Raw genomic sequence first — 14,174 nt, 5'->3', positions numbered from 1 at the left:
CGGACTGTGCTTGCGGCGACAGTTCGCCCATTGTAAACATGCGCCGCGCGACGGAGTATTCCATGCCTGAAACCGCGACCGACTCGAGCTCCGCGCAAGCACCCCGGAGGCGGGTGGGGCGTGGTGCCTTGTGGGGCACGGGGATCCTGCTTGCGCTGTCGGCGGCCGCCTACCTTGTGGTGCCGCCGGTGGCACGACACTACGCACAGCAGATGCTGGCCGAGACGCTGGGGCGCGAAGTCAGCATCGAGCGCGTGCTGATCAACCCCTTCCGGCTGACCGCCGAGGTCGGTGGCCTGCGCGTAATGGACGCCGATGGTCGCACTGAGGCGCTCGCCTTCGATGTGTTGCGCGCCAACCTCGAACTCGAGTCGGTGGTGCGCAAGGGCGTGGTGCTGCACGAGCTTGCGCTGACCCGGCCGCGGGTGAGCGTGGTGTTGGGTGAGGATGGGCGACACAGCTGGCAGGACGTCGTCGACCGCCTTGCCGCATTGGCGGGCGACAAGGCCCCTGACGAGCAGGCGGCACCGCTGCCGTTTTCGATCGGCAACATCCGCGTTACCGATGGCCAGTTCTCGGTGGACGATCGGCCGCGCGGACTTCGGCACGAGATCAGCGAGTTCGGCCTGGGCGTGCCCTTCCTGTCCAATCTCCCGGTGCGCGTGGATGTCTTCGTGCAGCCTTCGCTCTCGGCGAAGATCAACGGCGACCCCATCCTGCTGAACGCGCGCACCAAGCCCTTCATCGAATCGCAGGAAACCATCCTCGACCTCGCGCTGCGCGGATTCGATCTCACACCCTGGCTGGCCTATGTGCCGGTTGAGCAGCGCTTCCGCCTGCCCTCGGCCTTCCTGACCACGAACCTCGAGATCTCCTTCAGCCAGCAGCCCGATGCTGCGCCGGTTCTAGCGGTGCGCGGCCCGGTGCAAGTCGACGGCCTGGTGTTGCAGGACCGGGACGGGGCGCAGGTGCTGAGCGTCGCCGAGGCCGAGCTCGAGTTCGCGGACGTGCAGCCGCTCATCGGGCGCTGGCAGTTCACCCGCTTGCGCCTTGCGCGTCCGGAACTCGACCTGGTGCGGCTCCAGGACGGCTCGCTCAACGTGCTGGGGCTGCTGCCGCCTGCCGAAACGCAGCCGGCGGCAGTCGAGCAACGCAAGCCGAAACCGCCTGCAGCAGTGGTCAGCGATGCGCCTGCTGCGCGGGAGGCCGCGGGAAGCGGGGCGGGGGCGTCGGATCCGGCGCAGTCGAAGCAGATGGGGGTGGATTTCCTGCTTGCGCTGATGCGCATCCAGGATGGCGTGATCCGCTTCGAGGACCACAGTTTGGCGGAGCCCTTCAGTACGCGCGTCGAGGCGATCAACCTCGACATGCGTGACCTCGCAACCGTCGGTGAGCTGCCTGCGGAGATCCGCCTCGATTACGTAAGTGAAGCCGGCGAAAAATTTGCCCACGAGGACGTGTTGCGTCTCGCACCCTTCGAATACAAGGGCACGCTCCAGTTCGATGCCATCCGGCTGCCGCGCTACGCGCCCTATCTCGCTGCGGCCCTGCCGGGCGGACGGATCAGCGAGGGTACGCTGAGCGGGAGCGCACACTACCGCGTGGTGCTGGATGAGCAGGGCGTGCCGGCCGTGCAGGTGGATGCGGATGCGCTGGCCCTGCGCGATTTTGCCTTGCTGCTCAAGGGGGGCGAGTCCCCTGCGGTGAAGGTGCCGGCGCTCGACCTGCGCGCGGCGACGGTCGATCTCGGCACGCAGCGGGTGAGTGTCGGTGGTGTCGAGGCCACCGGGGCGGCGGTCTCGCTGGTGCGCCTGAAGAACGGAGACATCGACCTGCTCGCTTCCTTGCTTCCACCTGCTGCGTCGACGAAGGGGCGCAGGACGGCGCCGGCGCCGGACGGACCTGAATGGGTGGTCACGGTGGACAAGCTTGCGCTCAAGGGCGCCTCCATGCGCTTCGAGGACCGCAGCGTGGGCCGTCCGGTGGTGACCGCGGTCGATGACATCGATTTCGAGCTCGAGGGTTTCAGCACCGAGAAGGGGACGGCGCTGCAGTTCAAGCTCGACTCCCGGCTCAACAAGCGTGGGAAGGTCGCTGCGAGCGGGTCGCTCACGCTTGCGCCGCTGAAGGCGGATCTGCGGCTCGACCTGCGCACCGTCGATCTGCTGCCGCTGCAACCCTATGTGCTGGCGCAGACCAAGATCGCGATCTCGCGCGGCAACCTCAGTACCCAGGGGCGGCTGAACCTCTCCACCGGACGGCGTGGGCAACTGCTTGGCCGCTTTACCGGCGATGTCGCGGTGTCCAATTTCGCCTCGGTGGACCGGCTGAACGCCACCGATTTCGTGCGTCTTCGCACCCTGCGCGTGGGGGGCATCAATGCGCGCCTCGAGCCGTTCTCGCTCGGCGTGAAGCGTGTGCTGCTCGACGACTTCTATACCCGCCTGATCCTGGATGAGGAAGGGCGGCTGAACGTGCGTGAGATTGGTGGCACGGGTACCGGGAAGAGCATGCCCGCCACAGTGAAAGTGGCGGCTCCCGCGGCGATTCCGGTGCCTGCCGAGGGGGCGGCCCCGGCGGCTGCGAACAGTGCGGAGATCGCCGCCCCCTCGGCCCCGCCGCCGCCCATCCGTATCGACCGCGTGGAGATCAAGCGCGGCAACGTCGCCTTCAGCGACCGCTTCGTGCGCCCCAACTACGATGCCAACCTCACCGATCTGGCCGGCACCCTGATCGGCTTCTCCACCGCGCAGGACACGATCGCCAAGCTGGATCTGCAGGGCAAGGTGGACAAGACCGCGCCGCTCAGCATCACCGGCGAGCTCAACCCCTTCCGCCAGGACGCACACCTGGACATTCTCGCCAAGGTGCAGGATTTCGAACTCACCGGGCTGTCGTCCTATTCGGGCAAGTACGTGGGCTACGGCATTGCGCGCGGCAAGCTCTCGGCTGAGCTCAATTACCGGATCGAGGAGCGCAAGCTTTCCGCCACCAACCAGATCTTCCTCGACCAACTGACCTTCGGCGACAAGGTCGATAGTCCGGATGCGGTAAATCTGCCGGTGCAACTCGCGGTGTCGCTGCTCAAGAACAGCCGTGGTGAGATCGACCTGCATCTTCCGGTGAGCGGCACGCTCGACGATCCCCAGTTCAGCATCTTCGGCCTGGTGCTCAAGATGTTCGTCAATCTTATTGGCAAGGCGATCACCTCGCCCTTCGCGCTGCTCGGCGCCGCGCTGGGCGGGGGGGAGGAACTGTCGCAGCTCACGCTGGCGCCGGGCACGGCGCGTCCGGGCGAGGCGCAGCAGGAGAAGCTGAGTACACTTGCGAAGGCCTTGATCGACCGTCCCTCGCTCAAGCTCGACATCGTCGGCCGTGCAGACCCTGCGAGCGATCTTGACGGGCTGCGACAGGTGGCACTTGGCCAGGCCGTGCGCGCGCAGAAGCTCAAGGCCATGCTCGCCCGCGGCGAAGAGGCGCCCTCGCTCGAGGATATCGAAGTCAGTGGTGACGAGTATCCCGAGTTGCTGAAGAAGGCCTACAAGGCGGCCGACTTCAAGAAACCGCGCAACTTCATCGGCTTGGCCAAGGATATTCCCGCCGCAGAGATGGAAGCCCTCATGCGCGAGAACGTCAAGGCGGGCGACGCCGAACTGCGCGCGCTCGCGCAGCAGCGCGCCCAGGCTGTGCGCGAATGGCTGGTGGGCGAGGGCGGCGTGCCGGGCGAGCGTGTATTCGTGCTCGAACCGAAGGTGGAGGCGGGCGGCGAGGCCGGGCAGGTGCAGTTCTCGCTGCGTTGACGCGGAACCTGGCGCACGGACATTCTCGCGTGCGATCCCGCGCCCGCGCCCGCAATTCGGTGCCGCATCGAGCGGCTCAGAACATGCCCATCTCCAGCCGCGCCGCCTCGCTCATCATCTCGCGGCTCCAAGGCGGATCCCACACCAGCGTGACCTCGGCTTCGGCCACGCCGGGAATCTGCAGCAGCTTGTCGCGCGCCTCGTCCGCAATCAGGGTGCCCATGCCGCAGCCGGGCGCGGTCAGGGTCATCGCGGCGGCGATGCGGAACCTGCCGTCCGGCAGCGCCTCCGCGGTGCACGCATACACCAGGCCCAGATTGACGATGTCGATCGGGATCTCGGGGTCGTAGCAGGTGCCGAGCTGTGCCCAGGCTGCCTGCTCGATGCTCTCGGCGGTCTGCTCGCCGTCCGCAGCGACTGGCGGGGGGGCGGCGAGCTGCGGCTCGAGGCCGAGCGCGTCGGCGTTGCGCTCGTCGATGCGATACAGGTTGCCCCCGCACATCACCGTGATCGAGCCGCCCAGGCGCTGGGTCACCAGCGCGTAGGCGCCCTCGGGGAGCGTCTCCGCCTTGCCCCAGGGCACGCTCACCGCTGCGCAGTCGCGCTGCAGCACGCGGGAATCGGTTTCGCCGTAGTGGTCGCCCATGATGTCTTGCTCCTCGAGGTCTTATTCGGTGTGTGCGGTCTCGTGCTCGCCGACGAGCGCGTTGTGCAGGGTGTGCCAGGCGAGCGTGGCGCACTTGACCCGTGCGGGGAACTCCTTGACGCCGGAGAGCACCTCCAGCTTGCCAAAGTCGCGTGCGGGGTCGGCGGTCCCGCGGCCTTCGGTGAGCAGCGCGTGCACGTCGCGGAACAGCGCCTCGACCTCCGCGACCGGCTTGCCCTTGACCGCCTCGGTCATCAGCGAGGCCGAGGCGGTGGAGATGGCGCAGCCGTGGCCGACGAAGCTCGCCTCGCGCACGATGCCGTCCTCGACCTGCAGGTACACCGTGAGCTGGTCGCCGCACAGCGGGTTGTGTCCGTCGGCATGGTGGCTGGCGGCGGGCAGCGGGCGGTAGTTCCGCGGGTTGCGGTTGTGATCGAAGATCACCTCCTGGTACAGCTCGCGCAGCGAATCCTGCATGTCGCTCATGCCGCGCTCCCTTTGCCGGGCGCTGTGCTGCCGCGCGTGCCGAACAGCGCCTGTGCTTTGTGGATGGCCGCGACCAGCGCGTCGAGGTCGGCCAGCCCGTTGTACAGGCCGAGCGAGGCGCGCGCGGTGCCGGGGATGCCGAAGCGCGTCATCAGCGGCATCGCGCAGTGGTGGCCGGCGCGGATCGCCACGCCTTCGGCGTCGAGGATGGTGCCGAGGTCGTGGGGGTGGATGCCGTCGACCAGGAAGGACAGGATGCCGGCTTTCTCGCGCGCGGTGCCGATCAGGCGCACGCCGGGGATGTCCTGCAGCGCGCGCGTGCCGTAGTCGAGCAGCGCCTGCTCGTGGGTGTGAACGCGGCCCAGGCCCACGCCCTGCACGTAGTCGATCGCCGCGGCCAGCGCGATCGCGCCGGCGATGTTGGGTGTGCCCGCCTCGAAGCGCTGCGGCGGCGGGGCGAAGGAGGTGTTGTCGAAGGCGACGGTGCGGATCATGTCGCCGCCACCCTGCCACGGCGGCATGTGGCGCAGCAGCTCGGCGCGGCCGTAGAGCGCGCCGATGCCGGTGGGGCCGTAGAGCTTGTGGCCGGAGAAGGCGTAGAAGTCGCAGCCGATTGCCTGCACATCCACTGCCTGGTGGGCCACGGCCTGGGCGCCATCGACCAGCACGACCGCGCCGACCGCGCGCGCGCGCCGCGTCATCTCGGCCACCGGGTTCACCGTGCCGAGCGCGTTCGACACGTGGGTGATCGCCAGCAGCCGGGTGCGCTCGCCGAGCAGGCCCTCGAAGGCCGCCATGTCGAGCTCACCGTTGTCGAGCACCGGGATCACCTTGAGCACCGCGCCGGTCTGCTCGCACATGAGCTGCCAGGGCACGATGTTGGAGTGGTGCTCCAGGGTGCTGAGCAGGATCTCGTCGCCGGCGGCAAGCCGCGGCCGGCCCCAGCTCTGCGCCACCAGGTTGATCGCCTCGGTGGTGCCGCGGGTGAACACGATCTCGTCGGCGCGCGCGGCGTTGAGGAAGCGCTGCACCGTGGCGCGTGCGCCGTCGTAGAGCTCGGTGGCGTGTTGCGACAGCCAGTGCACGCCGCGGTGGATGTTGGCGTTGGACTCGCGGTAGAAGCGCGCCTCGGCCTCGATCACCGCCGCCGGCTTCTGCGTGGTGGCGCCGTTGTCGAGGTAGGCCAGGCGCCGGCCATGCACCGGCCGCGCCAGGAGGGGGAAGTCGGCGGCGAGGTCCAGGATGGGCGCCTGCGCGCCGGGATCGCGCGGAGCGTTCACAGCAGTTCCTCCAGTCGGGCACCGTCGGGCAGGCGTTCGAGCAGCGCGGCGCGGCCGAGCGCGCGCAGCGGCGCGTGGGCGATGCGGTCGAGCACCTCGGCGGCGAAGGCGTAGGTCAGCAGCTGACGCGCGTGCACCGCATCGACGCCGCGGCTGCGCAGGTAGAAGAGGGCGTCCTCGTCGAGCTGGCCGACCGTGGCGCCGTGGGCGCACTTGACGTCGTCGGCGTAGATCTCGAGTTCGGGGCGGGCGTCGGCCTCGGCCAGGCGGGACAGCAGCAGGTTGTCGCAGCGCTGCATGGCGTCGGTGCGCTGGGCGTCCTGGGCGACCAGGATGCGGCCGGTGAACACGCCGCGCGCGCTGCCGTCGAGCAGGCCGCGGTAGAACTCGCGGCTGGTGCCCTGCGGGCGTGCGTGGTCGATGCGGGTGTGGTGGTCGACATGGCGGCGGCCGTCGGCGTGATAGAGGCCGTTCAACAGCGCCTCGGCGCCCTCGCCGGCGAGGCGGGTGCGGATGTCGTGACGTGCCAGGCGCGCGCCGAAGGACAGCGAGTGCGAGGCGAAGACCGCACCGCGGGCCTGTTCGGCCTCGATCGTCGCCAGATGGATGGCCTCGGGCGCCTCCTGCTGCAGCTTGAGGTGCGTGACATGGCTGTCCTGCGCCGCGAGCACGCGGGTGACCGCGGTGGTGAGCGTGCTGCCCGCGGCGCCGACCGGGTAGTGCTCGACGATCGTCGCCTGCGCGCCGGTCTCGGCGACGATGAGGTTGCGCAGGTGCTGGTCAGTGACCCTGGCACCGATGAAGACGAGGTGGATCGGCGGTTCCACGGCGACACCGCGGCCGAGGCGGATCCACGCGCCGTCGGCGGCCAGCGCGGCGTTGAGCGCGGCGGGGGCCTCGCCGTCGCCGGCCTCGCCGAAGGCAGCCTCGACCGCCTCGGGGGTCTGCCCAAGCGCATCGGCGAGGCTGCCGATGCGCACGCCGCCGGGAAGCCCGCCGATGGCGGACAGCGCGGGGGCGAAGTGTCCATCCACGAAAATCACCCAGTGGCCGTCCTTGCTGGCCGATTCAGGGGCCGATTCTGGGGCCGATTCCACGCCCTGCCGCGCGGGCGCATGCGCTGCGCCCCGTGCCGCCTGGTAGCGTGCGCGCAGCGCCGCCACGACCGCCTCGGGCGTGACCGCCTCGCGCACCACCAAAACCTGCTGCGCCATGAAGGCGAGCGAGGTGTGGCGCCAGTTCTCGCGCCGCGTCGTCGGCCAGCCTTCGTCGGCGAAGCGGTCGATCGCATCCTCGCGCAGGCGGGCGAGCCAGGGCAGGTCGGCGCCGGGCAGATCGGTGGCGGTATCGCGATGGCGTCCGAGCCAGAAGTCGATCGCGCTCATGGCCGTGCTCCCGCGGGGGCGGCACCGGCCTTGCCGCTCTGCGCGGCGTCGATCCAGCCGTAGCCGTGCTCCTCCAGCTCGAGCGCGAGCTCGCGCCCGCCCGAGCGCACGATGCGGCCCTGCGACAGCACGTGCACCTTGTCGGGCACGATGTAGTCGAGCAGGCGCTGGTAGTGGGTGATCACGATCATCGAGCGCTCGGGCGAGCGCAGGCGGTTGACGCCCTCGGCGACGATCTTGAGCGCGTCGATATCCAGCCCCGAATCGGTCTCGTCGAGCACCGCGAGCCTGGGCTCGAGCAGCGCCATCTGCAGCACCTCGTTGCGCTTCTTCTCGCCGCCCGAGAAGCCTTCGTTCACCGAGCGGTAGAGGAACTCCTCCTTCATGCCGACCGCCTTCATCTCGGCTTTCACGCGGGCGAGGAAGTCCATTGCGTCGTATTCCGACAGCCCGCGGTGGCGGCGCACCGCGTTGACCGCGGCCTTGAGGAAGTAGGCGTTCGATACGCCCGGGATCTCTACCGGGTACTGGAAGGCGAGGAAGAGCCCGGCGCGCGCGCGCTCCTCGGCGGGAAGGGCGAGCAGGTCGGCGCCGTCCCAGTCCACGCTGCCGTCGGTGACGGTGTAGGTCTCGCGCCCGGCCAGCACCTGCGCGAGCGTGCTCTTGCCCGAGCCGTTGGGGCCCATGACGGCGTGCACCTCGCCGTCGGCGACCTCGAGGTCGAGGCCCTTGAGGATGTCCTTGCCGTCGATCGCGGCGTGCAGGTTATTGATTTTCAGCATCTCGATTCTCCTGTGGGTCCTTAGCCGACGCTGCCTTCGAGGCTCACGCCCAGCAATTTCTGTGCTTCCACCGCGAACTCCATCGGCAGTTCCTTGAACACCTCGCGGCAGAAGCCATTGACGATCATCGACACCGCGTCCTCGGCACTGATGCCGCGCTGCATCGCATAGAAAAGCTGGTCTTCGCCGATGCGCGAGGTGGTGGCCTCGTGTTCGACATGGGCGCTGGGGTGGCGCACCTCGATGGTGGGGAAGGTGTGCGCGGCGCAGCGGTCGCCGATCAAGAGCGAATCGCACTGGGTGTAGTTGCGCGCGCCCTCGGCCTTGGGCGTGATCTTGACCAGGCCGCGGAAGGTGTTGCTGCCGCGTCCGGCCGAGATGCCCTTGCTGAGGATAGTGCTGCGGGTGTTGCGTCCCATGTGGATCATCTTGGTGCCGGTGTCGGCCTGCTGCAGGTTGTTGGTCAGCGCCACCGAGTGGAAGTCGCCCACCGAGTCGTCGCCGCGCAGGATCACGCTCGGGTATTTCCAGGTGATCGCCGAGCCGGTCTCGACCTGCGTCCAGGAGATGTGCGAACGCGCGCCGCGGCAGTCGCCACGTTTGGTGACGAAGTTGTAGATGCCGCCCTTGCCGTCCTTGTCGCCCGGGTACCAGTTCTGCACGGTGGAATACTTGATCTTGGCGTCGTCGAGCGCGACCAGCTCGACCACCGCGGCGTGGAGCTGGTTCTCGTCGCGCATCGGCGCGGTACAGCCCTCGAGGTAGCTGACCGATGCGCCTTCCTCGGCGATGATCAGCGTGCGCTCGAACTGGCCGGTGTCGCGGGCGTTGATGCGGAAGTAGGTCGAGAGCTCCATCGGGCACTTCACGCCCTTGGGGATGAAGACGAAGGAACCGTCGGAGAACACTGCGGAGTTGAGCGCGGCGTAGAAGTTGTCGCCCGGCGGCACCACCGTGCCGAGGTACTGGCGCACCAGTTCCGGGTGTTCCTTCACCGCCTCGGAGAACGAACAGAAGACGATGCCGTGCTCGCCCAGTTCCTTCTTGAAGGTGGTGGCCACGCTCACGGAGTCAAACACCGCATCGACCGCCACGCCGGCCAGGCGTGCGCGCTCGTGCAGCGGCACACCGAGCTTCTCGAAGGTGCGCAGCAGCTCGGGATCGACTTCGTCCAGGCTCTTGGGGCCGTCCTTCTTCGACTTGGGCGCGGAGTAATAGACGATGTCCTGGAAGTCGATCGCGGGAAACTCCACCGCGGCCCACTTCGGTGGCGTCATCGTCAGCCAGTGGCGGTAGGCCTGCAGGCGCCAGTCGAGCAGCCAGTCGGGCTCGCCCTTGCGCGCCGAAATCGTGCGGATGACGTCCTCCGACAGGCCCTTGGGCACGGTGTCGGTCTCGAGCGTGGTCTCGAAGCCGGCAATGTAGTCCTGCTCCAGGAAGGCGCCAATGGCGTCGCTGCGGCTGGCCGGGGAGGGGGGGGCGGCTGGGAAGGTGGCGGTGGCTGGGGTGGGGGCGTTCATCTTCAAGTCTCCTGTTCGTCTGCGCGCGCGGCAGGAAGGCAGGCCGCGGTGCTGCGCGCTGGGCCATGCATGCGGTGTTCGGTGGCGTGCGGGGCGGGGAAGGCGGGGCCGTGGCCGGGGTGCACCATGTCGGCGATGCTGACCGCTTGCAGCGCCTGGCGCACCACGGTATTGATGCGCATCCAGTTCTCGCGGATGCGGCAGTCGGACTCGATCGCGCATACGCCGCTGCTCGAGCTGCATTCGGTGAGCCCGAAGGCCTGCTCCTCGAGGGCGTCGATCACGTCCGCCACGGTGATGTGGTCTGCCGGGCGGGCGAGCGCATAGCCGCCATGCGCACCGCGCTGGCTGCTCACCAGCTCGTGGCGGCCGAGGGTCTTGAGCACCTTGCTGACCGTGGGCAGTCCGAGCCCGAGCGCTTCGGCCAGGCCGGCGGCGCTGTGCAGGCGATCCGGGTGTCCGGCCATGTGGGTCAGAATCAGGGTGCCGTAGTCGGTGAGTTTGCTGATGCGCAGCATGAGAATGTGCTCGAAGGGGGTGGCGTCGAAATTAAAGGTACCAAAACGGTACTATTTAGTCAAGATGGGGTCACGCCGGGGATGCGAACGGGGGCCGGACACCTTGTATGCTCCCGCTGCAATCTGGTCTCTGGTCGCGCCTGAAGGCGGTTCTGTCCGCGCTGGCGACAAGGGGCGTCCCGACTATCATTCAAGCAGGGCGCGCGACTGTTGCGGGCCTTCTGATCGTGAGGACGTCGAGAGCATGGAACCCGTCAGTGGCTGCAGCTATGTCATCCGCCTGTGCAGCGGCGAGCTGCGCAGGTGGCGCTTCGAGGGGGTGGATGTGCGCGGATTCGGCTGGTGGCAGGACGAGGAGACCGGGTTCGGCTTCTCCGATGCGAGCCTGATGTACGCGTGGGAGATCGTGGAGCGCGCCGACGATGGCTGAGCCCTGGATGCTGCGCGTGGCGCTTGCCTATCCGGCCTCGCTGGCGGTGCCGTGCGTTGGACTGGTCGCGCTGGGGGTGAGGTGGTCACTGGCTGCGGATGGGGGCGTGGGCCTGGCCGCCGCGCTGGTGGTCACGGGGCTTGCAGCCTGGACGCTGGTCGAATACGTCCTGCATCGCTGGATGCTGCACGGGGTCGAGCCCTTCCGGTGCTGGCACCTGGCGCATCACCGTGATGCAGCCGTGCCGATTCGCGTGCCGGTGCTGTTCAGCGGCGTGCTGGTGCTGGCGGTCGTCGGTCTGCCGGCGCTGTTCTCGGGCGGCAGTGCTTTCGCCACGCCGTTTTCGGCGGGCATGCTGATCGGCAACCTGCTGCAGGAGGTGGTGCATCACCGCCTGCACGCTACCCGTCCGGTCGGGCCCTGGCTGGATGCGCGCCGGCAGCTGCACGGTTTCCATCATTTCCGTGACGAATGTTGCGGCTACGGCACGTTGACCGATTTCTGGGACCGCGTCTTCGGCACGCTGCCGCCGCGCGCCTGAACGCGGGCCGCCCTCAGCCGCGCGGGCGCGCCACGCCGAAGGCCGCGAGCAGCGCAGCGGCGAGGAGGGGGAAGCGAAAGGATGGGTCGGTCATGGAGAGGGGGCTTGCGGCTGGCTGCGCTTGTTTACGGCAGGAGCAGCGGCAGCCGCAAACTTGGGAGCCGTCGGTGACGCTTCGTGCCTCAAGCCATTCAGGCCAGCCCTTCGGCCTTCAGCGCGGCCTGCACCGCCGGGCGCGCCGCCACGCGGGCCTGGAAGGCCGTCAGGTTGGACCACTTCGCCAGGTCGATGCCGACGAACTTCATCCAGCTCAGCACGGTAAAGAGGTAGCCGTCGGCGACGCTGAAGTCCTCGCCCATCAGGTAGGGCTTGCCTTCGAGCTCCTCGTTCACATAAGCGAGGCGACGCTCGAGGTTGGCACCGGCGATTTCCTTCCACTCCTTGCCCGAGGCCGGGTGGAAGAAGGGGCTGCAGGACTTGTGTAGCTCGGTGCCGATGAAGTTGAGCCAGGACTGCAGGCGGTAGCGCTCGATTGTGCCGTTGGCGGGCGCGAGCTTCTTCTGAGGTGCCTGGTCGGCAATGTACTGAACGATCGCCGCGCCTTCAGTCAGCAACTCGCCGCTGCCGAGCAGCAGCGCGGGTACGTAGCCCTTGGGATTGTTCTTCCAGAAGTCGGCGCCGCTGGCAGTCACCTTGGTCTTGAGGTCGACCGACTCGGTTTCGTAGGGCATGCCGGACTCTTCCAGCGCAATGTGGGGCGAGAGCGAGCAGGCGCCGGGTTTGATGTACAGCTTCATCGAAGGACTCCTTTGATTTCTGGAAGCGGGTGGATGGATGCACCGGAAGGCAGGCCGCAGTGCGGAGGTTTCAAGCCATTGGGGCAATGCGTAGCGGGACTGTGACCGGGCCGTCGTTGATGAGTTGCACCTTCATGTCCGCGGCGAAGCGACCAGTCTCGACCCGTGGATGGGCGGTGCGTGCGCGGGCGACGAAATGCGCATAGAGCGCCTGGCCGGTCTGCGGGTCGGCGGCGTTGGCGAAGCTGGGCCGGTTGCCGCCGGAGGTGTCGGCTGCGAGCGTGAACTGACTCACGATCAGCAGCCCGCCTTCGACATCCTGCACCGAGCGGTTCATCTTGCCGGCTTCGTCAGCAAAGATGCGCAGCTTGAGCATCTTGGCGAGCAGCTTGTCGGCCTCGGCTGGGGTGTCGCCGCGCTCGGCGCACACCAGTGCGAGCAGACCGTGGCCGATCTGCCCGATGGTCTCGCCGTCGACGATCACGCGCGCTTCGGACACGCGTTGCAGCACTGCGAGCATTCCGGTTCCTTCACAAGAAAGACGCCACCCGCAGGTGGCGTCGAGAGCGACTGCCGCCGTCGCGGGAGCGACGGCGGGGTGAATCAGACCGCGGCCAGCGCCTGCTCGAGGTCGGCGATGATGTCGTCGATGTGCTCGATGCCGATCGACAGGCGCACCATGTCGGGCGACACGCCGGCCTTGGCCAGTTCCGCCGGCGAGAGCTGACGGTGGGTGGTGGAGGCCGGGTGGCAGGCAAGCGACTTGGCGTCGCCGATGTTCACCAGGCGGGTGATCAGCTTCAGCGCGTCCTGGAAGCGGCCGCCGGCCTCAAATCCACCTTTCACACCAAACGACAGGATGCCCGAGGCGCGGCCGCCCATGTACTTCTGCACCAGGCCGTGGTCGGCGTGGTCGGGCAGGCCGGCGTAGTTCACCCACTCGACCTTGGCGTGCTTCTTCAGGTACTCCGCAACCTTGATCGTGTTGGTGCAGATGCGGTCCATGCGCAGCGCCAGCGTTTCGATGCCCTGCAGGATCAGGAAGCTGTTGAAGGGCGAGATCGCCGCGCCGGTGTTGCGAAGCGGTACGACGCGCGCGCGGCCGATGAAGGCGGCGGCACCGAGCGCTTCGGTGTAGACCACGCCGTGGTACGAGACATCGGGCTCGTTCAGACGCTTGAAGCGCGCCTTGTGCTCGGCCCAGGGGAACTTGCCCGAATCGACGATGGCGCCGCCGATCGAGTTGCCGTGGCCGCCGAGGTACTTGGTGAGTGCATGCACCACGATGTCGGCGCCGTGCTCGAAGGGGCGGCACAGATAGGGGGAGGGCACGGTGTTGTCCACGATCAGCGGCACACCGGCCTTGTGCGCGATCTCGGCCAGGCGGCCGATGTCGGTGACGTTGCCCAGCGGGTTGCCCACCGATTCGCAAAAGATCGCCTTTGTACGCTCATCGATCAGTGCCGCGAAGCTGTCCGGGTCGCGGTAGTCGGCGAAACGCACCTGGATGCCGAACTGCGGCAGGGTGTGGGCGAACAGGTTGTAGGTGCCGCCGTACAGCGTCGAGGCTGAGACGATGTTGTCGCCGGCTTCGGCGATGGTCTGGATGGCGTAGGTGATCGCCGACATGCCCGAGGCCACGGCGAGCGCGCCGATGCCGCCTTCCAGTTCGGCGACGCGCTGCTCGAGCACCGCGGTGGTCGGGTTCATGATGCGGGTGTAGATGTTGCCCTGCACCTTGAGGTCGAAGAGGTCCGCGCCGTGCTGGGTGTCGTCGAAGGCGTACGAGGTGGTCTGGTAGATCGGCACCGCGACGGCCTTGGTGGTGGGATCGGGCGAATAGCCGCCGTGCACGGCGATGGTTTCTAGCTTCATGCGTGAGGTCTCCCCTTCGGTGATGGTGGCGTGGAGTATAGCCAGCGCGGAAGGGATATCGAAATAACCGCGGATGTTCAGGCGCCGGCATGCCGCCGTGTCGGGTGCGGATGC

At 68.1% G+C, this 14,174-nt stretch carries 13 protein-coding genes; 3 read left to right on the top strand and 10 right to left on the bottom strand.

Features of this window, described 5'->3' with window-relative positions:
• The first annotated feature begins 62 nt into the window (after positions 1-62).
• The gene (locus ACNKW1_RS03010; RefSeq protein ID WP_418363106.1) at positions 63-3,800 is read left to right on the top strand and encodes a DUF748 domain-containing protein; all 3,738 of its coding nucleotides are present in this window, start codon (positions 63-65) and stop codon (positions 3,798-3,800) included.
• Between the two features lie 76 nt (positions 3,801-3,876).
• Here ACNKW1_RS03010 and sufT read toward each other — a convergent pair whose 3' ends face one another.
• Genes sufT through ACNKW1_RS02975 form a run of 7 tightly spaced genes read right to left on the bottom strand, consistent with a single transcriptional unit; the run spans position 3,877 to position 10,417 of the window.
• Complete coding sequence (gene sufT, locus ACNKW1_RS03005) at positions 3,877-4,446, bottom strand: putative Fe-S cluster assembly protein SufT (RefSeq protein WP_418363105.1); 570 nt, start codon at positions 4,444-4,446, stop codon at positions 3,877-3,879.
• 21 nt (positions 4,447-4,467) lie between these two features.
• Complete coding sequence (gene sufU / locus ACNKW1_RS03000) at positions 4,468-4,932, bottom strand: Fe-S cluster assembly sulfur transfer protein SufU (protein WP_418363104.1); 465 nt, start codon at positions 4,930-4,932, stop codon at positions 4,468-4,470.
• Positions 4,929-6,212 carry a cysteine desulfurase gene (locus ACNKW1_RS02995; RefSeq protein ID WP_418363103.1) on the bottom strand — a complete coding sequence of 428 codons (1,284 nt, stop codon included), beginning with the start codon at positions 6,210-6,212 and terminating at the stop codon, positions 4,929-4,931. Before ACNKW1_RS02995 ends, sufU begins: the two co-directional genes overlap by 4 nt.
• Complete coding sequence (gene sufD / locus ACNKW1_RS02990; RefSeq protein WP_418363102.1) at positions 6,209-7,597, bottom strand: Fe-S cluster assembly protein SufD; 1,389 nt, start codon at positions 7,595-7,597, stop codon at positions 6,209-6,211. The genes ACNKW1_RS02995 and sufD overlap by 4 nt, the downstream gene beginning before the upstream one ends.
• Complete coding sequence (sufC, locus tag ACNKW1_RS02985) at positions 7,594-8,379, bottom strand: Fe-S cluster assembly ATPase SufC (RefSeq protein WP_418363101.1); 786 nt, start codon at positions 8,377-8,379, stop codon at positions 7,594-7,596. Before sufC ends, sufD begins: the two co-directional genes overlap by 4 nt.
• A 20-nt stretch (positions 8,380-8,399) precedes the next feature.
• Positions 8,400-9,899 carry a Fe-S cluster assembly protein SufB gene (sufB, locus tag ACNKW1_RS02980; RefSeq protein WP_418363100.1) on the bottom strand — a complete coding sequence of 500 codons (1,500 nt, stop codon included), beginning with the start codon at positions 9,897-9,899 and terminating at the stop codon, positions 8,400-8,402.
• 2 nt (positions 9,900-9,901) lie between these two features.
• Positions 9,902-10,417, bottom strand: coding sequence for an SUF system Fe-S cluster assembly regulator (locus tag ACNKW1_RS02975; RefSeq protein WP_418363099.1), 516 nt, complete (start codon positions 10,415-10,417; stop codon positions 9,902-9,904).
• A gap of 244 nt (positions 10,418-10,661) precedes the next feature.
• Here ACNKW1_RS02975 and ACNKW1_RS02970 point away from each other — a divergent pair, with 244 nt between their 5' ends.
• Positions 10,662-10,847, top strand: a complete 186-nt coding sequence (locus tag ACNKW1_RS02970) for a hypothetical protein (protein WP_418363098.1) — start codon at positions 10,662-10,664, stop codon at positions 10,845-10,847.
• Positions 10,840-11,388, top strand: coding sequence for a sterol desaturase family protein (locus ACNKW1_RS02965; RefSeq protein WP_418363097.1), 549 nt, complete (start codon positions 10,840-10,842; stop codon positions 11,386-11,388). Before ACNKW1_RS02970 ends, ACNKW1_RS02965 begins: the two co-directional genes overlap by 8 nt.
• 191 nt (positions 11,389-11,579) lie before the next feature.
• Here ACNKW1_RS02965 and gstA read toward each other — a convergent pair whose 3' ends face one another.
• The 3 genes from gstA to ACNKW1_RS02950 all read right to left on the bottom strand — a co-directional run bounded on the left by gstA (position 11,580) and on the right by ACNKW1_RS02950 (position 14,060).
• Positions 11,580-12,185 (bottom strand): glutathione transferase GstA, encoded by a 606-nt coding sequence (gene gstA, locus ACNKW1_RS02960; protein WP_418363096.1) that lies wholly within the window; start codon positions 12,183-12,185, stop codon positions 11,580-11,582.
• A gap of 70 nt (positions 12,186-12,255) precedes the next feature.
• The gene (dtd, locus tag ACNKW1_RS02955) at positions 12,256-12,705 is read right to left on the bottom strand and encodes a D-aminoacyl-tRNA deacylase (RefSeq protein WP_418363095.1); all 450 of its coding nucleotides are present in this window, start codon (positions 12,703-12,705) and stop codon (positions 12,256-12,258) included.
• 83 nt (positions 12,706-12,788) lie between these two features.
• Positions 12,789-14,060 (bottom strand): bifunctional O-acetylhomoserine aminocarboxypropyltransferase/cysteine synthase, encoded by a 1,272-nt coding sequence (locus tag ACNKW1_RS02950; protein ID WP_418363094.1) that lies wholly within the window; start codon positions 14,058-14,060, stop codon positions 12,789-12,791.
• Between the last annotated feature and the right edge of the window lie 114 nt (positions 14,061-14,174).

Source organism: Thauera sp. WH-2, assembly GCF_048321015.1.
Classification (GTDB): domain Bacteria; phylum Pseudomonadota; class Gammaproteobacteria; order Burkholderiales; family Rhodocyclaceae; genus Thauera.
Note: the sequence above shows the minus strand (reverse complement) of the source record. Positions and strands in the feature narration are given on the sequence as shown.